The 25,461-nt window shown below is 34.2% G+C and carries 22 protein-coding genes; 19 read left to right on the forward strand and 3 right to left on the reverse strand.

From position 1 onward, the window contains the following. The first annotated feature begins 101 nt into the window (after nucleotides 1-101). The 3 genes from SPD89_RS05850 to SPD89_RS05860 all read left to right on the forward strand — a co-directional run bounded on the left by SPD89_RS05850 (nucleotide 102) and on the right by SPD89_RS05860 (nucleotide 1,469). Nucleotides 102-395 carry a UPF0175 family protein gene (locus tag SPD89_RS05850; protein ID WP_336261025.1) on the forward strand — a complete coding sequence of 98 codons (294 nt, stop codon included), beginning with the start codon at nucleotides 102-104 and terminating at the stop codon, nucleotides 393-395. After that, on the forward strand, nucleotides 385-891 hold the full coding sequence (locus SPD89_RS05855) for a DUF3368 domain-containing protein (protein WP_336261026.1): 507 nt from the start codon (nucleotides 385-387) through the stop codon (nucleotides 889-891). The genes SPD89_RS05850 and SPD89_RS05855 overlap by 11 nt, the downstream gene beginning before the upstream one ends. 170 nt (nucleotides 892-1,061) lie before the next feature. Continuing rightward, the gene (locus SPD89_RS05860) at nucleotides 1,062-1,469 is read left to right on the forward strand and encodes a hypothetical protein (RefSeq protein ID WP_336261027.1); all 408 of its coding nucleotides are present in this window, start codon (nucleotides 1,062-1,064) and stop codon (nucleotides 1,467-1,469) included. A 718-nt stretch (nucleotides 1,470-2,187) separates the two neighbouring features. Here the strand turns inward: SPD89_RS05860 and SPD89_RS05865 are convergent. Both SPD89_RS05865 and SPD89_RS05870 read right to left on the reverse strand, forming a co-directional pair. Continuing rightward, a complete protein-coding gene (locus SPD89_RS05865; RefSeq protein ID WP_336261028.1) occupies nucleotides 2,188-3,027 on the reverse strand; it encodes a malate synthase in 840 nt (279 codons plus the stop codon). Nucleotides 3,028-3,567: 540 nt separating this feature from the next. Beyond that, complete coding sequence (locus SPD89_RS05870) at nucleotides 3,568-4,068, reverse strand: sulfurtransferase (RefSeq protein WP_336261029.1); 501 nt, start codon at nucleotides 4,066-4,068, stop codon at nucleotides 3,568-3,570. Nucleotides 4,069-4,397: 329 nt separating this feature from the next. Between SPD89_RS05870 and SPD89_RS05875 the strand changes: the two genes are divergently transcribed. The 8 genes from SPD89_RS05875 to SPD89_RS05910 all read left to right on the forward strand — a co-directional run bounded on the left by SPD89_RS05875 (nucleotide 4,398) and on the right by SPD89_RS05910 (nucleotide 15,730). After that, nucleotides 4,398-5,564 carry a DUF4145 domain-containing protein gene (locus SPD89_RS05875; RefSeq protein WP_336261030.1) on the forward strand — a complete coding sequence of 389 codons (1,167 nt, stop codon included), beginning with the start codon at nucleotides 4,398-4,400 and terminating at the stop codon, nucleotides 5,562-5,564. A gap of 78 nt (nucleotides 5,565-5,642) precedes the next feature. Beyond that, a complete protein-coding gene (locus SPD89_RS05880) occupies nucleotides 5,643-7,577 on the forward strand; it encodes a hypothetical protein (protein ID WP_336261031.1) in 1,935 nt (644 codons plus the stop codon). 3 nt (nucleotides 7,578-7,580) lie between these two features. Continuing rightward, nucleotides 7,581-8,429 (forward strand): hypothetical protein, encoded by an 849-nt coding sequence (locus tag SPD89_RS05885; RefSeq protein WP_336261032.1) that lies wholly within the window; start codon nucleotides 7,581-7,583, stop codon nucleotides 8,427-8,429. After that, nucleotides 8,419-9,195, forward strand: a complete 777-nt coding sequence (locus tag SPD89_RS05890) for a hypothetical protein (protein ID WP_336261033.1) — start codon at nucleotides 8,419-8,421, stop codon at nucleotides 9,193-9,195. Before SPD89_RS05885 ends, SPD89_RS05890 begins: the two co-directional genes overlap by 11 nt. 10 nt (nucleotides 9,196-9,205) lie before the next feature. After that, nucleotides 9,206-9,397, forward strand: coding sequence for a hypothetical protein (locus tag SPD89_RS05895; RefSeq protein WP_336261034.1), 192 nt, complete (start codon nucleotides 9,206-9,208; stop codon nucleotides 9,395-9,397). Between the two features lie 291 nt (nucleotides 9,398-9,688). Further along, complete coding sequence (locus SPD89_RS05900) at nucleotides 9,689-11,158, forward strand: type I restriction-modification system subunit M (protein WP_336261035.1); 1,470 nt, start codon at nucleotides 9,689-9,691, stop codon at nucleotides 11,156-11,158. After that, nucleotides 11,159-12,358: a restriction endonuclease subunit S gene (locus SPD89_RS05905; RefSeq protein ID WP_336261036.1), complete on the forward strand. Its 1,200-nt coding sequence runs from the start codon at nucleotides 11,159-11,161 to the stop codon at nucleotides 12,356-12,358. 21 nt (nucleotides 12,359-12,379) lie between these two features. Next, nucleotides 12,380-15,730 carry a DEAD/DEAH box helicase family protein gene (locus SPD89_RS05910; RefSeq protein WP_336261037.1) on the forward strand — a complete coding sequence of 1,117 codons (3,351 nt, stop codon included), beginning with the start codon at nucleotides 12,380-12,382 and terminating at the stop codon, nucleotides 15,728-15,730. A 157-nt stretch (nucleotides 15,731-15,887) separates the two neighbouring features. Here SPD89_RS05910 and SPD89_RS05915 read toward each other — a convergent pair whose 3' ends face one another. Continuing rightward, a complete protein-coding gene (locus tag SPD89_RS05915) occupies nucleotides 15,888-16,277 on the reverse strand; it encodes a helix-turn-helix domain-containing protein (RefSeq protein WP_336261038.1) in 390 nt (129 codons plus the stop codon). 492 nt (nucleotides 16,278-16,769) lie between these two features. On the opposite strand from SPD89_RS05915, the gene SPD89_RS05920 reads away from it, so the two are divergent. The 8 genes from SPD89_RS05920 to SPD89_RS05955 all read left to right on the forward strand — a co-directional run bounded on the left by SPD89_RS05920 (nucleotide 16,770) and on the right by SPD89_RS05955 (nucleotide 25,232). After that, nucleotides 16,770-18,062, forward strand: coding sequence for an ArgE/DapE family deacylase (locus SPD89_RS05920; RefSeq protein ID WP_336261039.1), 1,293 nt, complete (start codon nucleotides 16,770-16,772; stop codon nucleotides 18,060-18,062). 188 nt (nucleotides 18,063-18,250) lie between these two features. Beyond that, nucleotides 18,251-19,510, forward strand: coding sequence for an ABC transporter substrate-binding protein (locus tag SPD89_RS05925; protein ID WP_336261040.1), 1,260 nt, complete (start codon nucleotides 18,251-18,253; stop codon nucleotides 19,508-19,510). Between the two features lie 37 nt (nucleotides 19,511-19,547). Next, complete coding sequence (locus SPD89_RS05930) at nucleotides 19,548-20,279, forward strand: ABC transporter ATP-binding protein (RefSeq protein WP_336261041.1); 732 nt, start codon at nucleotides 19,548-19,550, stop codon at nucleotides 20,277-20,279. A gap of 1 nt (nucleotide 20,280) precedes the next feature. Next, a complete protein-coding gene (locus SPD89_RS05935) occupies nucleotides 20,281-20,985 on the forward strand; it encodes an ABC transporter ATP-binding protein (RefSeq protein ID WP_336261042.1) in 705 nt (234 codons plus the stop codon). A 17-nt stretch (nucleotides 20,986-21,002) separates the two neighbouring features. Beyond that, a complete protein-coding gene (locus tag SPD89_RS05940) occupies nucleotides 21,003-21,872 on the forward strand; it encodes a branched-chain amino acid ABC transporter permease (protein WP_336261043.1) in 870 nt (289 codons plus the stop codon). 48 nt (nucleotides 21,873-21,920) lie between these two features. Then, on the forward strand, nucleotides 21,921-22,886 hold the full coding sequence (locus SPD89_RS05945; protein WP_336261044.1) for a branched-chain amino acid ABC transporter permease: 966 nt from the start codon (nucleotides 21,921-21,923) through the stop codon (nucleotides 22,884-22,886). A gap of 41 nt (nucleotides 22,887-22,927) precedes the next feature. Further along, nucleotides 22,928-23,776, forward strand: coding sequence for a carbon-nitrogen hydrolase family protein (locus SPD89_RS05950; protein ID WP_336261045.1), 849 nt, complete (start codon nucleotides 22,928-22,930; stop codon nucleotides 23,774-23,776). A gap of 250 nt (nucleotides 23,777-24,026) precedes the next feature. After that, nucleotides 24,027-25,232, forward strand: coding sequence for a YbfB/YjiJ family MFS transporter (locus SPD89_RS05955; RefSeq protein ID WP_336261046.1), 1,206 nt, complete (start codon nucleotides 24,027-24,029; stop codon nucleotides 25,230-25,232). The last annotated feature ends 229 nt before the right edge of the window (nucleotides 25,233-25,461 follow it).

A 25,461-nucleotide genomic window follows, 5' to 3' on the forward strand; every position in this document is an offset into this window, starting at 1 on the left:
AAATTTTAAAGGTAGTATTGCTAGTACATTGATCACCTCAGTACTGTTGAAGAAGGTTAAAAGATGGTAAAATAGAATATAAATAAAGGAGTGTGATCCTAATGGCAATGGATTCTTTCCAAATAAATGTCCCTAATGAATTTTATCCTTTACTCGATGAACTAGAAGGTCCCAATTTGGATGCGAAGGCGAAAGTCTCTTTAGCACTTGGGTTGTTTGTAAATGACCAGGTAACATTGGCAAGAGCTGCTCAATTAGCAGGAAAATCTTTAAGTGAATTTATTGATTTATTACGTTCGAAAAATATACCTTGGATGGAATATACAGAGGAACACTTAAAAGACGATGAACGGGTGGTTAAGGAAATGTTAGGAGAAACTAGTGATGGAGAATAGGGTTATCTCCAATGCAACCCCTATCATTGGGGTGTCTATCATTGATCAGTTCCATCTTCTTTCTGATTTATTTGAAAAGGTTTATGTCCCAGAAGCAGTTTATCGAGAAGTAGTATTAAGTGAGTCTATAAGTGTTCATGGCAAAGCGGAACTAAAAGCAATGATCGTAGAGAAAAAGTTTCACCTATTGAAAGTTGAAAATAGTAATTTGGTAAATAAATTATATGGAAAGCTTCACGAAGGCGAACTTGAGGTGATTGTTGGAGCGAAGGAACATGATATTAAAATTGTTGTAATAGACGAAAAATCTGCTAGAGAACTTGCGAAAACCTTTTTACTACGCCCTATTGGAACAGTTGGTGTTTTGATTTTTGCTAAGGAAAAAGGCTTAATAAATGAGGTTAAGGTGTTTCTTGATACATTGATGGATTATAATTTTAATATTTCTAAAAAGGTTTATCAAAATGCGTTGACATTAGCTGGTGAGAAATTATAGGTAACAAAATGTGATTGTTTTTAATAGTAAATACCATGGCTGCAAGAATTAATTTACAGTTTTTTGTGATCAATTAAATGTTATGCTGCGATTAGTATTAAACAAAACAGCCTTTCAGAAAAATTGAAACAATTAATTTAAAACTGTTTTATTTAGGTAATCAAAAATTTGTGAACATTTATTCAATTACTGCTGTTTCTCCAACTTTGAAGGAAATAGAAGTTAATGAAACAATCAAACAACACGGGGTAGAAGTGGAATTGCAAAAAATTGATATTGCAGAAAACGAAACTAGAGTGTATGTGAAACTTTCTAATAACACAGTTGATACCGTTTTCTTTGATGCGTACGGTGCAAAATTAGTTACCGGAAATAATCAATTTGAAGTAGCGGATAATTATGAATCGGGACTACCGGAAATACCGTATGATATCCTATCAGGGATTGAATCTGAAGGAGTCTTAACATTCCCTGCAATCGATGAAAACACAGATTCCCTAACATTCCATTCAGAAGCCCATTCGGATGATTATGAGCTAGATTTTAAGCCGTTTGTATTCGAAATTGAGGTTGAATAGAACATTAGGAAGCTAGTGCAATGGAAAACAGGGGAATTAAGCAGCTAATCAATAAGTTGCTAGCTTAAAGATTGCTTTCTCACGATTGATTGTTAAAGTAATAATGGGAAAGCAATTTTCTTATAAATTACATTAAATAAGTAGCTTATTTGACTGAGAAAAGCAGAGTTAATTGTATACGAGGGGATCCATTATGTATAATAAGAAATGGAAATATTATCAGAAATGCAAGAGGAATTAAAGCAAGTAAGAAATATAAAAAAATGATAGTAAACACAATTGAGATTATAGTAGCTAAGTTAGAGAATATGCAACCAAGATAAAAGTCTATGAAAAAACAGTTTGATGTTATCATGGATTTACAAAACAAAAAAATGATTATTTTAACCAAATACGCTATCACCTCAGCATCCAATAGATAAGATTTCAGGATTAGAAAAAGATATTTCATTTTTATACTGCAAAGCTTGAAAAAGAAATGTTTTTTCTAGAGCAGAAGAAGCATCATGGCAAACCAAAGGAAAAAATGCTGTTACGAACTTAAAAAATTAGATTATTTATTTACATGTGGAGCGTAAGGTTAAACGAAAGAAGCGGATAAATCACCGTTTCTGTTTTTTTATGTCAATTCTTATATCCTAAGCGGGAGGAGGCTTAGGAAAGAATTTTGATAGACGTTTTTAGACTCGGTGACCCCTCCCTAAATGTCAACTTATTATTATTGTTTTAAAGCCCCGTTCGGCTCCGGAATATTATCTATGTCAAGGGCGTTCATTTGACAATAGTATTCTAGGAAGCTTTTAACTTTTTTGATCTCTTCTTCATCCGTTTTTAATTCCATGATATCTTTTAAAATTTGAGCAGTCCAAACATTATCGAAATAACGAAATTTACCAGAATTCCAAGTGGTACGATGAGGATAGTTCTCATTAATATAATAATTCCAGAAAAGCATTTTATCTGCTTCCTCATCTGTAAGCTCGATTCTATATTCCGAATGAGCTGGAACCATTCCATCATCGCTTATATTGCCGGAAAATAGTTCATTTACCATGTAGAGACCGAGAATCCGTCTTTCTGTTTCTGCTTGATTCGCCTCTCTTGAAGTCAGAAGACCTGCGCTGTTCGGACCCAAACGAGCTGCTCTATTTGGCTGACCTTTATTTTTTCCACTTTGAACCTTGCCAGTAGATACTTGCCAGTTAGTAAATACATTTTGCTGCTCTTCTTCGTCCAGCCAGAAAACAATTTGTGAGCTTTCATGAATTCGATGGTTCTTTATTATTTCCATCCGCTTTTGTTCAAGCGCTTGTTGCTCTTTTTCTTTTTCGCGTTTCCTTTCAAGTACCTCTTCTTCCTTTTCCCTTTTCAAAATGACTTTTTTCAAAGATTTTGCAGTACTCCGATCATTTAGTATGATAAACTTTCCAAAAGCATCAGGAAAAACGAATTTTTTAATATCTTCATTAAAATCGACGGTAACAATAGAGTCATCATGATCCACGATATTACCTTTACCAAAGACTTTATGAGTTATTTCTTCATTAATTAAATTCACTAAACAACTCTCCTTATTTAGTATATTTTGATTTTTATTTTGAATCAGTCCGCTTTCAACAAAGTCATTTGGCTTAATATGACGAAAACAAGTTTTCAAATCAAAAAATCGCACTCAAATTCTACCAGGAAGAAATTGCGTACGATTATCGATTGCTGGCTCAAAACTATTCTAAATCTATAATATCATATATTCCAAAATGTATCAAGTTAATGTTTGACAATGGTGATTTATCTATTGTATAATAAAAGATTATTTTTAATGGATAGGTGATGTGAGAGGGTGGAAGGAATGGTTGATCTGTTTTGATGTTACATAAGGGATACCAAAGGAAACACTCCATATAGAATCCTTCATTTAAATATTTATAAATTATCTCATCATTTAGAAGTAATATCTTGAAGATTTTTTTCCATTTATAACGACATTTGTTATCAAAACATAAAAATAATAGCGTCAAAGGATCCGCATTATTTAGAAGATCTTTGACGCTTTGTTTATATCAAGTAAAAGGTAAAATAACACTGTAATTCGGTATGTTTAGAAACTTAGACTTGAATTACTTTTTACTTTATCTAACGGTAAAGATGGGTCTTGTGCCCATACTGTCATAGAACCATCGTACATCGCTACATTTTGTTGTCCTAGTTTATTAAGGATGAGTGCATTCCAAGTCGCTGCAATACCACTTCCACAATATGTGATTACCTTATTATTCGGATCAAGTGCACCAACCTTATCAAATGTTTCTCGTAATTTTACCTCATTATAAAGTTCTCTTGTCTTCGCATCGTAGTGATCTCCAAAAAACACATTTACACTTCCTGGGATGTGACCACTGCGTTTATATGTATCAGTATCACCATTAAAATCAGCTTCTGTTAAACTATTAATCAGAATGACATTTTCATCATTTATAGCATTTAATACATCAGCTTTAGTCGACAATAACTCTGAACGACGTTTGCTCGTGAAAGTTCCTTCAGGGTAGGATCCTGGCTTTGTAGTTACTGGTTTTCCCTCTTCAGTCCATTTAGGCAAACCACCATCTAGAACAGCGACATTATCAAAACCCTCATAGTTTAATTGCCATGCTAGACGTGATGCCTAGTATGAGGTAATAACAGGTGAATCACCAAGAGTCTCTCCCTGATTATACAAACGTTATTATATGAAGGTAAACAAATAAATGTAAACCGAACATTTAATCTCTGTTAGTGTCATAGTTATTTTGTTATATTAAAAAGGTAATATTTTATTACATTATTATACATTTGTAATAATTCACTTGCTTTCATGATAAAATATTACTATGAATTTACCAAATTAGAATAAATATAGATATAAATTTATATAAGAGGGGTAGTAGGATGTCGAATTACTTTTACCAATTCTTAGAACCAGTATCAGAAGAATTAGCTCGTACATTGAAAGAATTAGAAGGGACTATTTATAATAGCCCTCGATCCATGTTGACACATAGCCGAACATTAATTGAGTCATTAATGGAAAAAGTGATGGTTCATGAAAATATGGATAATAAACCTTACTTAACAATAAAAGAACGGATTGAAGATCTTGATGAGGGAGGCTTATTAACGGATGAAGTGAGAAAAGCCTTACATGAGGTAAGAAAGTTTGGAAATATTGCTGCACATGATGTTCGTCAGTTTCGCTTTTCAGAGTCACTAATTGCTTGGGAACATATTTATGTTATCGTGAAGTGGTTTGTCGAAGTGTATGGTTCCCACAAAATTGAAGTTCCAGAATATGTAGATCCGACTATGAAAGCCGAGTCTACTTACGATTTGGAAGAAATAAATATTCGTTTCAAGAAGATTGAAGAATTATTGAAAGAATCGATTGATCGAGAACAACCAAAAGAAATGAATGAAGAAAATCTCGCCCATACTGAAATTGCTGCAACCACAGTTGAAAAGGTTGCAGCAAAAGAACCATTGTCTTTACCAATGGACGAAGAACCTGGACTCACGCCTGTACGTACGATTACATATAAAGAAGAAACATTAAACATTCCGCATTTTTTAAGAGATGCATTTTTATTGCCGCAAAGATTTGAGGAATCTGAAGGATATCTACTTCGATTGAATGAAGAGCAACAAGCTAGATTGATAAGTGAATTACCGGCAACCTTAGATAACTTGCACGAAAGAACTACACGTCGTAATGAAACACATACGGAAACCTTTTTTCATGAGTTGAAACAATTTATAGATGAAGAGATTAGACGTAGAAAGTTAATACAGACGAGACCTGGTGAGTTGTTCCTTTTCTATAATGGCGATGAAATTGTTGTAACAGAGGAATTTGGAAAAGAATCGATCAATAAGGAAAACTTTACTGGAGCTCCTAGGTTAATTGATCAATTAAATGAAGACGGGATTTTAATTGTTCAGGATTTACCGAAGGAATTAGTCATTATTGGAAAGTATAAAGGTGTTGGAAAGGGTAGGGTAGACAACTTCTTCCAGCAATTAAAGGAATTGCAACAGGAGAAAATAAAAGAATTGGTTTAGTATGATGCAAGGACTTTTCGAGTAAAGTCAAAATGCATTTCGAAAATGCTACTAATCTAGTATAGGAGAGTGTCGGGATTGGACTTACAGAAGATTAAAGACAGCAGATGGAAATTTTCCCCGATTCCAAATATAGAAGAATCAAACTTTAATAAGACGTTAGAACGTTTTTTTGAAATGGGTATAAACGGATTGACAAGAGAAAATATCCAAAACTCTCTTGATGGACATTTACCAAACTCCGAAAAGCCAGTGATTGTAAAAATTAAAACTGGAACGATTAATAAAAATGATATCCCAGGAATTGAAGATGTGAAAGAACGAATTAGAAACTTAGAAGGCCACAACCACTATACAAAAGAAACGATTAATCATATGAAGAAAAGACTTGATGATGAAGAAGTTCGCTATATTTCTTTTGAAGATATCAATACGAAAGGGCTTACTGGAGCAAGAAACGGGCAAAGTGGATCAAAAAAAGATACGTGGAGCATTTATGCCTACAATAAAGGCGTTCATTTTGAAGAAGAGGATAGTGAGCGGGAAGTTGCCAGAGGTGGTTCGCACGGAATTGGTAAAATTGCCTCGAATGCAGCTTCTGATTTACATGTCATGTATTTTGCCAATTGTGACGCTAATGGTGATCAGCATTTAGGCGGAACCGTTCAATTAGTGGAGCATGAGTATGAAAATCAAGCGTACAGATCGACTGGATATTTCACAGATGTTGATCTTTCTTCAAATAAATCGAAATTTTATCCTTACGAAAATAATTTCAATGAAGTTTTTAAAAAGGATACAAGAGGCTTAAAAATTGTGATTCCTTATTTACGAGAGAAATACGATGATGAAAAAGGCATCATTAAAAGTATTTGTGACAATTTTTTTTTAGCGTTATTAGAAAATAAATTAGAACTACATGTCAATGACAAAGTAATTACGAAGGATACCATATCACAATATATTAAAAACCAAGAATACTATAATCAAGAAATTACAGAGGCGAAGAAAGAATTTACACCGCTATATTTTGATACGTATTTAAATATGGGACCTAAAGAAATTGTTGTAAACAACATAAAGGAAGATTTTCATTTCAATCTTTATTTTAGATATGATGAGCGAATTCCTAGAGGTAGAGTAGGCATCATTCGGACAGTAGGAATGAAGATAGAGGACTTTACTGTTAGTGGAAATGCTACGAAGCCATTTAACGCTGTACTGATAGGTGGACTAAAAGAAGATGCCTATTTAAAGTCACTGGAAAATGAATCACATACGAAACTGTCAAAAGATAACTTTAATGATCCGAAGTTAAATCGGCAAGCGACTAGATTTATTAATAATTTATCTAGAGAAATTGCTAAAATAATTGATGAAGCAATCCAACAGCTGAACCCTACAGATGGGTTAATGGAAACCGAAGATATTTTGTATGTAGCAGAAGTTCAATTAAAAAAAGATTTAAAAAGCAGTATGGGAACAGTAAAAGTGAGCAAGGGGAAATCACTAGTAAAATCTTCTGGAAACGAACGCCAAAAAGAAAAACGAAATAAAAAACAAAATAAAGGGCAACGGGAAAAAAGCAAAAATACCGAAACTAAACGTAAACGGGATCCTTTAAAATGGCAAAAAAGCAATGATGAAGCTGATACGACTACTGAGGAAACAAAAGAACGCTATAGCGCCCATCCAGAAATGGTGCAAAGAGTCATTTTAAATGACAGAGAAATGATTAAGTTTGATTTTACAAAAAGTAAGCAATTAAATGGTATTCAATCATGTGATATTGCATTATCCATCATTGATGGTATGGGAAATGAATATAAGGATGAAGTGAATCTACATGATAACTACAAGGAAATTCGTGACATGAGTACTGGAAAAACGTGCGCTTATAAAGAAGATATCATTAAAGATGTACCAATCAATGATGGCATTGTTAACCTTCAAATGAAGCTGAATAATACATTTAATCGATCTTTAAAATTCGTTTACTATGTGGAGGTGTAACAGATGATTTACCGAAAAGATGCAAACTTTCCATATCCAGTCTTAGCAAACACCTCTGACAGTTATGAAGAGAATTATTTTGATTTAGATGTGAACGTTAGCGACAATGTTGATTATTACTTTTTTGACTTCAGTTATGAAATAGATTCCGAGTTTATAAGACAATTAATAGCAGAGGGGAAAGCTCAAATAATCCTTATCATCCAAACGAAAGATAATAAATTTTATAAGCTTACACCTGGGCAGAAACAAGTGAAAATAAAAAAATCTCGTCTCTCCCTAAACAATCAGACGTCCATCCAATTGCATATTCAAGCTTTGGAAACTATTAATTTTTCCCACAATGAGGATTTAAATGACTTCTACATGCAATTTAAAGATGAGTTGAGTGTTGAGAAGTTTTCATTGTTAGGTTACTCAAATGTCGTTCAATTTAATGGCAATATTAAAAAGCCGTTTGAACTATTTGAAAAAAAGCTGGATGAGAATTTAACATCTGATATCAAACTAGAACTTGGACAGGAAACGATTATTATCCATTATAAAAACCGGGATTCTCAATTTAATGATCTTCGAAAAAGTAATGCGTTAAATAATGTATATATTTATGCAGGTTTATCCAAAGCTCTGCAAGCTTTTATCATGAATAATGGGGAAGAAGGAGACGTTGACTTAGAAGATATGGAAGAACCAGAAGGGGCACTGGATTTAAAGCTATTTAACTTAATGAAGAAAAAACAAGTAACCGAGCTAAATATGGAAAATATCGATGAAGTCATTTATACGATTTCTGACCGTGTTATCGAGAGATTTACATCTGCGGTTAGGGGGTTAGAGGCGGATGGAAGTTAAACTGTTAAAAAGAGGATATAAAGAAAATGAACAACTTTATCAAGATTTTCTTAAGGATAAAATCGATCCGAACAATGATTATTTTTCAAATAAAGTTGTTAATATAAAGGAAGCGCCTGATTTTCCAATCTATATGGCAAAAGGATCAGAGGCAGAAAAAAGAAAAGACTTTCTCAAAGCCTTTCGTACAATTGCGGCATTTTATCTAGATACAGAAAGAGATGTCATTATGGAAGAAACATTTTGGCACTCTTTACTTGTGCAGCATAAAAGAGATTATATTTTAGAACATTACCCTGAAGTGCAGGAAGGGATAAGTAAATTCCGAAATATTGTTCTTAAAAAATTTGATTGGGAGAACTATATTTATAAGAGTATATTAGGAGCCCAATATATCCACGACAATATTAGCGACGAAGAAGAACGCAAAAGATATTATGAGTTAATTATCGATAACTTAGATGTTTATAACTATATCATTAAGTATGAAGTTTTCAGGAACGATATGTTTTTAATTAATATTTTGGATATCATTGATGAATTAAAACTATCAAAACTGATGAAAGCAAAAATAAAAGGACGCGAAGACCTCGGGGATGATGAAAGGTATGGCAGAAGAGTAATCTTCGAGTTTAATAAAAGTTATCCTGTTGTTATGGCTCCAATGCTAGAAAAAGAGGAGTTGAAAAAGCTATTTATCACTTACTTAAGCTATTATTATGATGTAGCGCAAGTGATTTCAGAAAAAGATTTGCCGACTTTTTGAAAGAAAGGCGATGGAAAAAGAAGAACAGGAAGTGGCGCCCGTCTATTCTAATACTGTAGTTCAAGGGGAAGGACATTTAGGATTATCAGAAAGTATTAATTCTCAAACTTCTGTTTTGGAGAAGGAAAAATTGGTTGCAGTTGAAGCCCGGACATCTGTTCAAGTGAAAGAAAAAGCTGTTCAGAGGAACAAGATGATCTGATTGTTTACTTGGAAAAACACGAACTTGAGTACATTGATCAACGGGATCAAGGTGGCTTAACTTGGGTGATTGGTGATAGAAAAATTGAATCCTATTTAAAACCTCTTGATGATTTCGGGATTCGGTTTAGATTTAAGCCGAATGGGAGTGAGGTTTTTAATAGTAGAGCTACTTGATATGGAAATTAAAGGTTAATTTAATATTTCCGTCTGGTTAATTTAATAATGGAGTAGGGCGTACTGTTATAGTATAATAGTCTTATAATACGGAAATATATCTAGGGGTGTCAAAATGATAACAGGAGAATTACGAAATAAAGTCGATAAAATTTGGGAGTCATTTTGGACTGGTGGAATTACGAATCCACTTACCGTCATTGAACAATTTACATATCTACTTTATATAAAAGGATTAGACGATAAACAAAAACGTAGAGAAGCGGATTCGGAGTTATTAGGAACTCCATATGAGAGAATTTTTCCTGAAAATCAACCAGAACTTAGATGGAGTACATTCTCACAAATGGGTCCGGAAGAAATGTTTGAAATAGTTTCTCATAAAGTTTTTCCATTTATTAAAGGAATGGGTGGAGATGGATCTGCATATTCAGAGCACATTAAAGATGCCGTGTTTGTGATTCCATCGCCTGCTTTATTATCTAGAGTTGTCGCAGGGATTAGTGACCTGCCAAAGACAACGAGTGCTGACAGTGAGGTTGATTCATTAGGGGATCTATACGAGTATCTACTATCAAAATTACAGAGTTCCGGAACAAACGGACAATTTAGAACCCCTAGACAAATTATTGATATGATGGTTGCGCTAATGAAGCCAACTCCGCAAGATACAATTGTTGATCCAGCAGCTGGTACGGCAGGATTTTTAGTATCGGCTAGTGAGTATCTAAGAAAAAACCATAACGATTTGTTTTACACAAGTGGGTTGAAAGAACACTTCCATAATACGATGTTTAATGGGTTTGAAATTGATACGACTATGTTAAGAATCAGTACGATGAATATGATGCTTCACGGTATTGATAATCCTAACATTCGCTATCAGGATAGTTTAAATGAGCAAAATAAAGAGAAAGAAAAATACACGTTAGTATTAGCGAACCCACCTTTTACAGGTTCACTCGATTATGATGCCGTGTCAGATGATTTATTAAAAGTGACGAAAACAAAGAAAACGGAACTACTATTCTTAGCTTTATTCTTACGTTTATTAAAGAAAGGCGGGCGCGCTGCAGTAATCGTACCTGATGGTGTCTTATTCGGTGCATCAAATGCCCATAGAGCAATTCGGAAAGAAATTTTGGAAAACAATAAACTAGAGGCTGTTATTAGCATGCCGAGCGGAATATTCAAACCATATGCAGGAGTTTCAACAGGAGTTCTAATCTTCACAAAGACAGGGTCTGGCGGAACGGATAATGTTTGGTTTTATGATATGGAGAGCGATGGGTTTTCGTTAGATGATAAACGGAATCCAATTGACGCGAATGATATTCCAGACATTATTGATAGATTCCATAATTTAGATAAGGAAGAGGAGAGAAAGCGAATAGATAAGTCATTCTTAGTTCCTTTTGAAGAAATTAAAGAGAATGATTATGATTTATCGATTAACAAATATAAAGAAGTAGAGTATGAAAAAATTGAATACATAAATCCAACTAAAATAATACAAGAAATTAAAATGCTAGAAAACGAGATATTAGAAAATATATCGTCACTTGAAAAAGAGTTGGTGAAATAAATGAAATACATTAGTATATTGGATGTATGTGACTTAAATGATAAAACCGTCAAAGAGTATGAGGGAGTAAAAAGGTATGTTGCAACTGGTGATGTGAGCAATGGTAAAATTGTATCGTTTTCAGACGTTAATTATATTAAAAAACCTTCAAGGGCAAATCGTATGGTAGAAAAAGGAGAAATCCTACTCGCAAAAATGAAAGAAACAGAAAAAGTATTATTAATCGATGAAAAAAACGAGGATTATATATATTCGACAGGATTTTTCACTTTAAAACCAGATACGAATAAAGTCAACGCAGAATATATTTATTATGTTTTAAAGTCTAAGTACTTTCAAAACGAAAAAGATAAACTAGCAAAAGGAGCAACTCAAAAAGCTTTAAATAATGCTGGTTTTAAAAAAATAAAAATTCCTGTACCTTCAAAAAGTATGCAAGAACAAATCACTGAAGCTTTGAAAACTACTGAGTTAATACTAATTATGCGACAACAACAAATTGAAGCTTTCCAGACTTTAAAACAAAGTATTTTCTTGGATATGTTTGGCGATCCTAATTCTAATCCAAAAAGATGGAAAGAGGACGTTTTAGGTAATTACCTACTCAATATTAAAGGTGGTTGGAGTCCCAAGTGTCACTCGCGAGAGATAGTCGGCGATGAATGGGGAGTTTTAAAGTTGAGTGCGATTACTCAGGGGAATTATAACTTTGAATTTAATAAGGCTCTGCCTCAAAATATAGATCCGAAGGTTGAACTCGAGGTAAGAAATAACGACCTTCTCTTTAATCGAAAAAATACTCCAGAATTAGTTGGCACTACTGCATTTGTTTTTAGAACTAGAAAAAACTTAATTTTCCCAGATACTATTTTTAGATTAGAATTAAAAGAGGGTCTAAATAAAGTGTTTTTATGGCAATTATTAAGTAATCCTTCTACCAGGAAAAAAATTAAACAACTTGCTAGTGGAAGTGCTAAATCAATGTCTAATATCTCTCAAAAAAATCTAAAACAATTAAAAATTATTATTCCTAATCTTACTTATCAAGAACAGTATGCAAATATCGTTCAACAAATTGAAGAACAAATTAATGTGCTTTCAGAAGGGATGAATCAAATGAATATGCTTTATGATTCGATATTACACAAAGCCTTTAGCGGAGAGCTATTCAAGGAAGACAACTTAAAAGTATGCAACTGAAGTACGAAAGAGGTGCTACAAATGACGAACTTTGAATTTTTAAAAGAAAAAGATCAATATAAACCATTTACAAGCGCTTGTCTTGAAGCCGAGAAAAGCTTACAAATCAGCCCTGCTACGACAGCTATTTTGTCGAGGAGGGCTTTAGAGCTTGCAGTGAAATGGACGTATAGCTTTGATGAAGGCTTAAAACTACCTTACGATGATAGATTATCAGCTTTAATACACGAACAAACATTTAGAGACATCATTGATAATGACCTCTTCCCTTTACTTCGCTATATTGTGAAATTGGGAAATGTTGCTGTGCATACGAATTCTAATATTTCAAGGGATGAAGCAATCACTGCTTTACGGAACCTACACGAGTTTGTGAGCTGGATTGATTATTGTTATTCCGTTGACTACACAGCTAAACCGTTTAATGAAGAAGTGTTATTAACAGGTAGCGAAACTCGGAAGCGAAAAGAAGAATATCAAGATTTATTTGAAAAACTAAGCGCGAAAGATCGTAAATTGGAAGACATTATCGCTGAAAACGAGAAGCTTAGAAAACAAGTTACAGAGACCCGTATCCACAACCAACAGGAAAAAGACTATGACTTTAAAGTGGACGAGATTTCTGAGTATGAAACACGAAAACGTTATATCGATGTTGATTTGAAATTAGCAGGATGGACGTTCGATAAAGATATTTTAATCGAATATAAAGTAACAGGAATGCCTAACTCAAAAGGTGTCGGGTATGTTGATTACGTTTTATTTGGCGATAACGGTAAGCCTCTAGCACTTATTGAAGCAAAAAGAACTTCAGTTAGTGTGAATCAAGGAAAACAACAAGCAAAACTTTACGCTGACTGTTTGGAGGCTATGCATGGTCAACGTCCAATTATCTTTTTAACAAATGGCTTCGAGTCAAGGATTTGGGATGACACGGAATATCCAGATCGTAAAGTATCTGGTGTGTACTCCAAGCCTGATTTAGTAAAGTTGATGGAACGGAGACAGTTAAAACGTTCATTACAAAATATTGAAATAAAAGATGACATAACGAACCGTGCGTATCAAAAAGAAGCCATTGTAAATGTGTGTGAAGCATTTGAATCGAAACAACGCGAAGCCCTACTTGTAATGGCGACGGGATCGGGAAAAACAAGAGTCTCTATTTCGATTGTGGATGTACTAGTAAGTCATAACTGGGTAAAGAACGTATTATTCTTAGCCGATAGAAAAGAGTTAGTAAGACAGGCAAAAAACTCCTTTAATAATTTAGTACCATCACTTAGTTTATGTAATTTACTTGATGATAAAGAGAGTCCAGAGTTATCTAGAGTGGTTTTCTCTACGTATCAAACAATGATGAATGCAATTGATGGAACGAAGCGTGAGGACGGGATAACTTTATTTACGCCAGGGCATTTTGATTTAATCATTATCGATGAAAGCCATCGGAGTATTTATAAGAAATACCGTGCTATTTTTGAATACTTTGATAGCTTGTTAGTTGGATTAACAGCAACTCCTAAAGATGAAATAGATATGAATACATACGAAATTTTTGGTCTTGAATCAGGTAATCCGACGTATGCATATGAACTCGAACAAGCAATTGAAGAAGGATATTTAGTCGATTATCGAACAATAGAATCTGTTTCTAAATTTATGGAAGAAGGCATTTATTATGATGATTTATCTGAAGATGAAAAACAAATGTATGAAGAGACGTTTGATGAAGAAGAAACATTCTCTGAGTACATAAGTGGTTCCGCACTAAATGAGTGGTTATTTAATAATGATACGGTTGATCACGTATTAAATGAGTTAATGGAAAAAGGGATTAAAGTTGCTGGTGGAGATCGAATTGGAAAGACGATCATTTTTGCAAAAAATGCAAAACACGCAGAACATATTGTCGATCGATTTAATCATCTATATACACATTATAGTGGAAAGTTCTGTCAGCAAGTAGATTACAGTATTAAATATGCTCATTCCATCATTGATGACTTCAAGGTGAAGGATTCCGAACCACATATTGCTGTGTCGGTTGATATGTTAGATACGGGAATTGATGTCCCAGAAGTTGTTAACTTAGTGTTTTTTAAAAAAGTAAGATCAAAAACAAAGTTCTGGCAAATGATTGGCCGTGGCACAAGGTTATCAGAAGATTTATTCGGCCCTGGGCAAGATAAAGAATACTTCCTTATCTTCGACTATGTTGGGAACTTTGAATTTTTTAGAGAAAATCCTAAAGGAATCGAAGGAAATGTTGTTGTTAGTTTAACGGAAAGGTTATTTAATCTAAGAGTAGAAATCATTAAAGAATTGCAGGCACTAGATTATCAGGAAGAAGCTTATATTACCCATCGTAACCGCCTAATTAATGAACTGCTTATAGAGGTCCGAAGATTAAATGAAGAAAATTTCCAAGTGAGAATGAACATTAAATATGTTCATAAGTTCCAAAGTGAAGATGTATGGGAAGCTTTGACGACTAATGATGTAAGAGAATTAAAGGAAGAAGTAGCGCCTTTAATTATCCCAGATGAAGATGATGAGATGGCTAAACGATTTGACAATGTAATGTATACAATAGAAATTGCGTATTTGACGTCACGCAAAGCAACAAAAGCTATTAGAACAGTAGTTGATACAGCGGAAAAACTAAGTGAAATAGGAACGATACCAAAAATTAACGATAACAGAGAATTATTAATAAATGTTCAATCAACAGTGTTTTGGGATGAAGCAACTATATTTGAATTAGAAGAAGTGCGCGAGGTAATGCGCGAATTAGTACAGTTCTTGGAAAAAGAAATTCGGAAAACATATTATACTAATTTCCAAGACACATTTGACGTAATTGTGGACGGGACACCTATTTACGGTTCAAATGATTTGAGAAACTATCAAAAACGTGTGAATCAATATTTAAAAGAGCATCAAAATGAAATGGCTATTTTTAAATTAAGGCATAATAAGCCATTAACAAAAGATGATGTTGCATTTTTAGAGAACATTTTGTGGAATGAGTTGGGTACCCAGGAAGATTATAAAAATGAATTCGGCGACACTCCTATCACAAGACTTGTTAGACAAATTGTAGGTTTGGATCGCGGAGCAGTAAATGCAGCGTTTTCTGAGTTTTTAACGGAAGAGAGATTAAATGCTACCCAAATTAAGTTTGTAAGAAAAATCATTGATTATGTTGTTGCTAAAGGTTATTTAGAGAAGCAAGTATTACAGCAGGATCCGTTTAGAACTTTAGGTAGTGTGTCTGAGTTGTTTGAGGATAATATCCAGGATGTTAGAAAAATTTTAGGCATTATCGATAATATAAACGCAAATGTAGATGTATTTGAAGGAGCATAATTATCATTGTGTCCAATGTAGTACGAAAGAAGCGGTGTTTAATAATAAAAAAGCAGAGTCAAGTTATTCGAAGAGTTACATATAGTTTTGAGTAAATATAGAAAGACAAATTTGTGGCTATTTAAAAATCCATCCAAAAAGCACTGACAAAAGTCAATTATTTGTCAGTGCTTTTTTGATTTTTTGCCTTTTGTACTGTCCATTCAAAATGATGATTAATTTCCTCTATTTCCTTTTTAGACAGAGTTTCCCATTTATCTATATCAAGGAAAGAAAAATTCTTAATATTGTATTTTTCTAATATGTACATTATTTTCTCTTCAAATTGTGAGTTGTTGCAGGTTGTTTGATTACCTTTAATTAAATAATCAAGACTTGTATCAAACATGTCTGCCAATTTAATTAAAGTCTCTAGTGTAGGTCTACGTTCTCCTCTTTCATAGGATCCATAAACATTCGCAGTAAAACCTAGTTTAAGACTAACTTCCTTCTTCGTGTACCCAAGAGATTCTCTTAAATTTTCTAATCTTTGTCCGAACGAGTTCATATATTTCACTCCAATTCGATTTGAATTTATCATAAAATGAAATCTTTTTTACAAAAACACTCAATTCGTGTTGACAATTTGGTTTTTATATATTAACATGCATTTGTACACACGTTGTGTGTGCATAAGTTCTGTATGGAGGTGAATTGTAAAAAGTTACATAAGAGAATTTAGGGGTTACCAAATAACATAAGGAGATGAAGTTGATTAACTAGAATTTTTAATTATAATTTTGCAAACGCTAACATGGTTTTTGTATTTTCTATTTTTGTATTTATGATCAACCGAACTGCAAGGGTATATTTTCCTATCGGGGTGATATTTTAGAATAGGGACGCTTGTATTAGGAGAGTTGAAAGAATAACAAAGACGGCAAGTCAATCGTAATAATAATTTGTAAAAGGGGTTGATAGATATAGTTAGTTATTAAGGATGCACTATTACTTCAAAGGTTTACTTAAACTTAAACAATAGATTGGAGGAAGCGTTTTTATGTATAGCGCTGAAAAGACAAAGTATGCAGAAAGAGTACAAGCAATAATCGATGATAGTTGGGAAGAACAATTACTTTTCTTGAAATCATTAGGAACATATAAAAGTACGTTAGGAAATGAAATTGGTGTTCAAAATTTTATTCAAAAGCATTTGGAAGATATGGATTTGGAAACAACTTCTTTTGATCCAGATCCAAAGAGACTTTCGTCTTATAAGAATTTTGGACAACCAGAATGGTCTTATGAAAATCGTCCAGTTGTTGTAGGGGAATGGAAGACTAAAGGATCAAAGATTGGAAAGAGCCTAATACTTCAAGGCCATATTGATGTGGTTAGTGCAGAACCTGAATCTTTATGGGATACAGATCCGTATAATCCATCTATTATTGATAACAAAATGTATGGTCGTGGTATCTGTGATATGAAATCTGGTGTTGCAGCGATGATTTATGCAGTTAAAGCAATTCAGAAATCAGGTATAAAATTGGGAGCAGATGTTCAAATTCAGACGGTGACAGAAGAAGAGTGTACCGGAAATGGGGCATTAGCTTTATTAGATAAAGGTTTTGTAGCTGATGGTGCTTTAATTACGGAGCCAACCGAATTAAGGACGTTAAAAGCACAAGTCGGTGTTTTGTGGGTTAGAGTAAAAGTTAGAGGTGCCGGGGCTCATGTGGAAAGGGCTGAAAAAGCAGTTAATGCAATTAATAAAGCATCTTATTTAATCCAGGCTCTAGATGAATATAGAGAATATATTAATAATAAACCCAAACCTAGTTATTATGACTTTCATCCACACCCACTAAATGTCAATGTTGGTGTAATAAAAGGAGGAGATTGGCCATCCAACGTTCCTTCTGAATGTATTTTCGAAGCGCGCATAGGCTTTTATCCTGAACAAGTTCCTGAGGTTGTACAAAGGGAAGTAAAAGAGTGGATTTTGAATGCTGCTGAAAAAGACGAGTGGTTAAAGGAAACACCACCAGAAGTTGAATTTTTTGGATTTAGTGCACCGGGCTTTGCTAATGAGGGTGATGCTGAGCTTTTCAAGTCGATTGCTTCCGCACATAAGTTTATAACAGATAAAGAAATTGAAACGGTCGCTTTTACAGCAACTACGGACATTCGTGCTTTCGAGGAATTTGGTATTCCATCTACTTGCTATGGGGCAACGGGTGCAAATATGCATGGATCAAATGAATATATTGATCTAGATACGTTAAAGACAGCAACAAAGACAATCGCTACATTTATTTTAGATTGGTGTAAAGTGAGAGAAACTAAAAAGTAGCTTTAATCGATATTTATACAAGAATCACTCTTTAAATTCCATATACAAATAGTAAGGCACTAACATCAAGAATTTCCATAACATTGAGAAAGCAAGGTTGATTTTCTCTACTGTTTAAATAAGAGTAAAATCACGAAAATTAAATCTTAAAATCAATAACACAAGTGAATAATAAGGAGGAAATTACTTTGAAAAGAAAAAGAATAGTAATTGTACTTATGAATCTTTTTCTTATTGGCACGCTGATTTTAGCGGGATGTAGCAAGGAAACTAGTAATACAGCGGATTCGGTAAAAATTGGAATAACAGGTCCACTTACGGGATCAACATCAAATTCTGGAATAGCCCTAAAGCAAGGAATGGAGATGGCGGTTGAAGAATGGAATGAAAAGGAGGGAATTAATATTGATGGAGAAATGTTACCTGTTGAGATGATCTTTGAAGACAACCAAGGGCAACCTTCAGAAGGTGTAAGTACTGCAGAAAAACTATTTAATAATGATAATGTTGACTTTTTAATTGGCGATGCTTTTGCAAGTTCTGTAACGATGGCTGTTATGGAATTAGCTTCCCAGTATGAAAAACCAATCATGAGTGGTGAACCAGTTAGTAGTGCTATTTCAGAAAAAATAGAAAAGGATCCAGAAAAATATAAATTCTTCTGGAAAGGTAACTTTAGTAGTGAGGCATATGGTGAAGGGGCATACGAAACAATTAAAACATTAATTGAAGATGGTGATTTTGAAGCCGAAAATAAAACAGTTGCATTCGTAGTAGAAGATACGGATTATGGTCGTTCGAATGTTGCTGAAGCGCAAAAATTGTTTGAAGAAGATGGATGGGAACAAGTAGCTTTTGAAACAGTTGAAGTAGGACATACCGATTTCTATCCACAGTTAACAAAGTTAAAATCACTAAAACAAGATGTACTTATTACATGTTTTACGGCTGTATCTTCTGGAGTTGCGCTTGTGAAGCAATTTAATGAAACTAGCGTGGAAGCTTTGCATTTAGCAATCTATTATCCTATTAGACCAGAATTTATGGAGCAAGCTGGGGAAGATGCAAATGGACTAATTTGGGAGCCAATTTCTTATCAGCCTGAACTAATTGAAAAACAAAAAGAATTTGAAGAGAAATATGCAGAAATTTATGGAGACGAAGGAAATGCTGATGCTGCCCAAGGTTATGACTATATGAATAATGCTTTGAGTGCTATTGAAGCAGCTGGAAGCCTTGATTCTGAAAAAATTGTTGAAGAACTATCTAAGATAAGTAGAGAAGGGATGCTTGGAATATATGAGTTTGATGAAAATAATCAAACCGTTAAAGCAGGACCAGATTTCCTTCCGGTTCCAGCAGCACAAATTCAAGATGGCAAAGATCAGATTATATGGCCGGAAAATATAGCAACTTCAGAATACGAGCCACAGCCATGGATAAAATAATTGCTTGTCGTTCACGTTTTAAAAATGGAGGTAGATTATGAGCGAAAATTATATTTTAAAGGCGGAAAAGATCAGCAAGCTATTTGGTGGTTTAGTTGCATTGAAAGATGTTGAACTGGAATTAGCTCAAGATGAAATTCTTGGGCTAATTGGCCCAAACGGTGCTGGGAAAACAACAATGTTTAATGTCATTGCAGGTGCTTTAAAGCCTAATACAGGGAATATTGTCTTTAATGGTACAGACATAACTACAAAACGACCTGATCAACGTTGTCATTTGGGGATTGCAAGAACGTTTCAAATTACAAAGCCGTTTCAAAACATGAATTTAATTGAAAACGTCATGGTAGGTTCATATTTTGGGACGAAACAGACTATTGTTTCAAAAGCAAGAAGTAAAGCAGAGGAAATATTAGAGTTTGTAGGATTGAGTAATATTAAAACCTTTGAAGCAAAGAGTTTATCGATTGGAAATCTTAAAAAATTAGAATTAGCTCGTGCTCTTGCTACCGATCCTAAAGTACTTTTGCTTGACGAAGTAATTGGTGGATTAACTCCCGCTGAAGGAAATGAAGTTGTAGAAATTATAAAGAAAATTAAGGAAAGTGGTATTGCAATCATAATGATTGAACACGTTATGAAGGCGGTAATGGGGGTATCTGATCGAATTATCGTTTTAAACTACGGAGAAGTATTAGCTGAAGGAACACCTAAAGAAGTCTCGGAGAATTCTCTAGTGATTGAAGCTTATCTAGGAGGGATAAAATAACATGATTAATATTCGTGACATCAATGTTTATTATGGGGATGTTCAAGTAATCCATAATCTCTCAATGAAAATTGAAGAAGGAAAGACAGTGGCCCTTTTAGGCTCAAATGGAGCAGGAAAAACAACAACTCTAAAGACGATTTCCGGATTGTTAAGCCCCAAAAGTGGTGAAATTTTCTATGGTGATAAGCGTTTAGACAAGATTCCTCCTAATATGATTATTTCTCATGGGATTTCCCATGTTCCGGAAGGGAGAAGGCTTTTTCCACAAATGACCGTAGAAGAGAATTTATTAATGGGTGCTTTTGAGAAATCACTTTGGGGGAAAAGAAAGGAAAAATTAGAATATGTATATGGAATATTCCCACGTTTAAAAGAAAGAAGACTGCAACATGGGGGAACCCTGTCTGGCGGAGAGCAACAAATGGTCGCAATTGGGCGCGCACTGATGAGTACTCCAAAGATTTTAATGTTAGATGAACCTTCGCTGGGATTAGCACCAAAAATTGTTGAGTCAATTTTTGAACTATTACAAAATCTGAATAAAGAAGGTATAACTATTTTACTTGTAGAGCAAAATGTCAACGTCGCTCTCGAAATCTCTGATTCTGCATACGTAATGGAAACAGGAAAAATTGTACTTGAAGGAAATGCAGAAGACTTAATGGATAATGTATACGTTAAACAAGCATATTTAGGTTTATAAGCACGAGGAGGGATGTTATGGAACTTTTGATACAGCAAATTTTAAATGGAATTATCGTTGGTTCGATGTATGCTCTAATTGCAAGTGGTTTGTCATTAATTTGGGGTACAATGAAAATGCTAAATTTAGCACATGGTGAATTTTATATGTTGGGCGGATTTTTCATGTTCTTCTTAAATGTATCCGCAGGTATTAATCCATTCGTTTCTGGAATTATCAGTATCGCTATTGTATTTATTGCAGCGGTTATTGTACAGAGGGTGGTTATTCATTATTTGATGGAAAAGCCGGGTTGGACAGAAAGCCACTTGATTGCTACGTTTGGGATTTCTGTTTTATTACAAAATTTAGCACTTAATATTTGGGGCGAACGATTTAAAAACATTCCTTATTATGTAGATGCAAATATTTATATTTTTGGAATCGGATTGTCCGCTCAACGTATATTAATTTTTATGGTGGCGGTATTAGTTATTGTTCTGTTTTGGGGATTTCTTAAATACAGCCGTTTTGGACAAGCATTAAGGGCGACCTCACAGGATAGAGATTCTGCAACCCTTTATGGAATTAATACGAAATTAATCTATATGATTGCATTTGGTGTTAGTGCGATTTTAGCAACTGTTGCTGCAATTATGCTAGCTCCAATTTATTCCGTTAACCCTTGGATGGGATCAGACCTACTATTAAAAGCGTTAGCAGTTGTTATTATTGGTGGACTTGGCAGTTTAGTAGGAGCTATTGTTGGAGGGATTGGATTAGGAATCCTTGAAGGATTAGGAATCATAGTATTTTCATCTGAATGGCAAAATGTAATAGCATTTTCATTACTAATTTTAGTTTTATGGATTAGGCCTTCCGGGTTATTTGGAACAAAGGAGTGGTAGTCATTGGGCTTTAAAAACATTCAAAATATCAAAAACGAGGATATATTGATGGAAAAACATAAAGCTTGGTATAAAACAAATAAACTGGGATATTTAATAGGGGCTTTATTTTTAATAATAATTCCACTATTTGTTCAAAGCTATATTCTGCATATTTTAATTTTGTCTCTTATATTTGCCATTTTAGCTTCTAGCTGGAACCTAATTGCCGGTTACTCTGGGATATTCTCATTTGGACATCAAGCGTTCTTTGGGTTAGGTGCTTATGTATCTGCACTTATGTCGATGAGATTAGATATATCTCCATGGTTTGGATTGATCATCGCCGGGCTATTTGCGTCAATTGCTGGAGCTTTCATTAGTTTACCAGTTTTAAGACTACGAATTATTCCTTATATCGCTATTTTAACTTTAGGTTTTGCGGAAATTACTAAACTTATAGCTAGTAATCTAGTTGATCTCACACGAGGAGAATTAGGATTAAGTGGTATTCCAGCTTTTACGAGTATCGGCACAATTAGCTTTAACTTAGCAAATCGAATAAATATATACTATCTTATTTTAATCATATTTTTTATTACCATCCTTGTCATCTTAAGGATAGTAAAGGGACCTCAGGGATTAGCGCTTAAGTCCATTAAAGAATCTCAAGATGCAGCTGAAAGTTTAGGGGTTAATTTAACGAAACATAAATTATATGTGTTCATGGTTAGTGCTTTTATTGCAGGTGTTGCTGGTTCCTTATTCGCTCATTATGTCCAAGTATTAACACCTTCATCAGCAATTAGTATTGATATTATGATGCAAGTTTTACTAATCGTTGTTATAGGAGGCCTAGGGACAATTGCTGGTCCAGTAGTAGGTGCATTTATAGTTGTAATTGGTCTCGAATATCTGCGGGTATTAGGAGATTATAGATTAGTAATTTATGGACTGATTATTGTTTTAGTTATTATGTTTATGCCTGATGGAATTGTAAGGAAGTTTTCCAAAATAAAGTTTAATCGAAAGTAATTTACTGAGAACAGAAATATGAAAATACGAGGAGATATAGGATGAAAGTAGCTGCAATTCAATTGAATCCTCAAGATAATAAGGAAGAGAATATTTTAAGTGCGTTGCAATATGTGCGAGAAGCAGCCAATAATGGTGCGGAATTTATTGTGTTACCAGAATATGTTGATTTTATGGGGGAAGAAAGTAAAAAAGTAATGTTAGGTGAAACAATCCCCGGTCCAACAAGTAATGCCTTCGCAAGTGTAGCAAAGGAATACAATATTTACCTACTTTGTGGAAGTATCCTTGAAAAGGCAGATGATAAACGTGTGTATAACTCTAGTATGCTTATTAATGGAAATGGGGAGATTATAGCAACTTATCGAAAATTGCATTTATACGATGCAATATTTGAAGGTAGATATACGATTAAGGAGTCAGATACGATTAAACCGGGGAAAGATGTTGTTACAGCAGATACCGATTTTGGGACTGTAGGAATGACAATTTGTTATGATATTCGTTTCCCTGAATTATTCCGCTCACTAGCTCTCCGAGGTAGTAAAGTCATATTTGTTCCCGCTGCATTTCCGCTATACACTGGTGCACATCATTGGGAGATTCTTTTGCGAGCAAGAGCAATAGAAAATCAATGTTACATAGTAGCTGCTGGTCAATTCGGAATTGCTCCTCCAGACCATGTTGAATTTGGAAATAGTATGATCATTGATCCATGGGGAACTGTACTCGCTAGAGCTCCAGAAAAAGAAGCGATTATCATAGAAAATCTTGACCTAGGTTATATTGACCAAGTAAGAGGTAAAATACCTTGTTTTAATCATCGGAGACCGAGCGTTTATTCTAAGTTAATAACGAATGAATCGTTACAACGCCATGTAGAAGGATAGAGAATATTTTTAGAACTTTTTATTAATAGATGGAGGGGAAAGGTGTATAGTAAGTTGCTTTTGGAATATGGACTACAAAAAGCAGATTCCCATCGATTTATGAAGAGAAGCAGGATAACGACGAGTGGCGTTATGCATTCAGAAAAATATTATAGGATTAGTTAATACTTTCATTTCATAATCAAGGATGAGCTTCATCCTTGATTAAATTATTTTCGAATAAATTTTATATGGACTGGTGGATGTAGATATGCAGAAAAGAAAGATGTGGATATATGCACTGGTTAGTATGTTGGTAACAATATGTATCTCCGGCTTTGGAAGGATGTCATATGGAATACTGATGCCATTTATGAAAGAAAGCTTAACATTGACCTATCAAGAGGCAGGTATGTTAGCAACTTCAACTGCAATTGGATATTTATTGATGGTTCTCTGGGTAGGGATTCTGGCTACAAGATGGGGGTCTAAACGACTTGTAGTATTTGGACTTTTCTTATTGTCAACAGCTTTAATAATCCTGTTTTTTGTAGAAAGTTTTATTCAGACTTTAATTTGTATGGTTATTTTAGGAGTAGGAACTGCTTTTGGATATACACCATTAGTAAACATTGTAGTAGGGTGGTTTCCTCAAAATAGGGGGCTCATGATTGGTTTCTTATTAAGCGGAATGGGTTTAGGGACACTGATCACAAGTGGCCTCATACCAATATTTAATATATGGTTTGGAACGGACGGATGGCGTTTTCTATGGTTAATATACGGGGTGATTAGTGTCGGTACCACTTTCATTGGATTAAAACTTCTTCAAGATCCTCCCAATTCAGTGAAAAATCCGAAAACGGATGATCAATCCTTTTTGCATGATGTATATCTGCATAAAGGAGTTCTTTTGGTAGCTCTTATCTATGGTCTAATTGGTTTTGCTTATTTAATTCCTCAAAGCTTCCTTTTTAGTTTCATTTTAGAAAAAGGTGTTAGTGAATATTTAGCAGGAATTATTATTGGGATAGGTGGTTTTATTAGTATTTTTAGTGGGCCATTATGGGGGGCGATATCGGATAGAGTTGGAAGGAAAACATCTTTAAGGATCATATTTGGTTTAAGTGGATTTTCAGTACTTATACCAATTTTTTGGCCTTTCGCTTTAGGGTTTATGATTAGTCAGATTTTTTGGGGATTGACCTTAATGGGGATGTTATCGCTTACTCAAGCATTGGCAATAGAACAGACGCATCAAAAATATGCACCTGTTGCATTAGGTTATACAACCATCTTTTTTGCAAGTGGGCAAATATTAGGACCAGGACTAGGTGGAATCATGATTGAACACTTAGATGGAATTCCTGCGGCTTTGTGGTTATGTTTCGGATTATTTACTCTTGCATTCGTCCTAACTACTAGGTTAAAAACAAATGAATATGAGATAGAGTACAAGAAAAAACTGGGGAAATAACACTTGATGATCGAAATCTGCACTTTTGAAAAAGCAGTCATCAAATGGTAAAAGATGAAATAACTAGTGGTTTATGATAGATATGTAAAATATGTATTTGGCAATATAGTTTTGAACCATTTCACCTGTTCTCTTATCATAAAAGATAGGTTTGGAGTCTTTAGGCTGACCAGTTATAAATTACAAACAGAAGTAATCGTCAACAAGGTTGTGAGGATATGAGGACAAC

The sequence above is a fragment of the Pseudogracilibacillus sp. SO30301A genome (assembly GCF_037072025.1).
In the GTDB taxonomy this organism is placed as follows: domain Bacteria; phylum Bacillota; class Bacilli; order Bacillales; family Amphibacillaceae; genus Pseudogracilibacillus.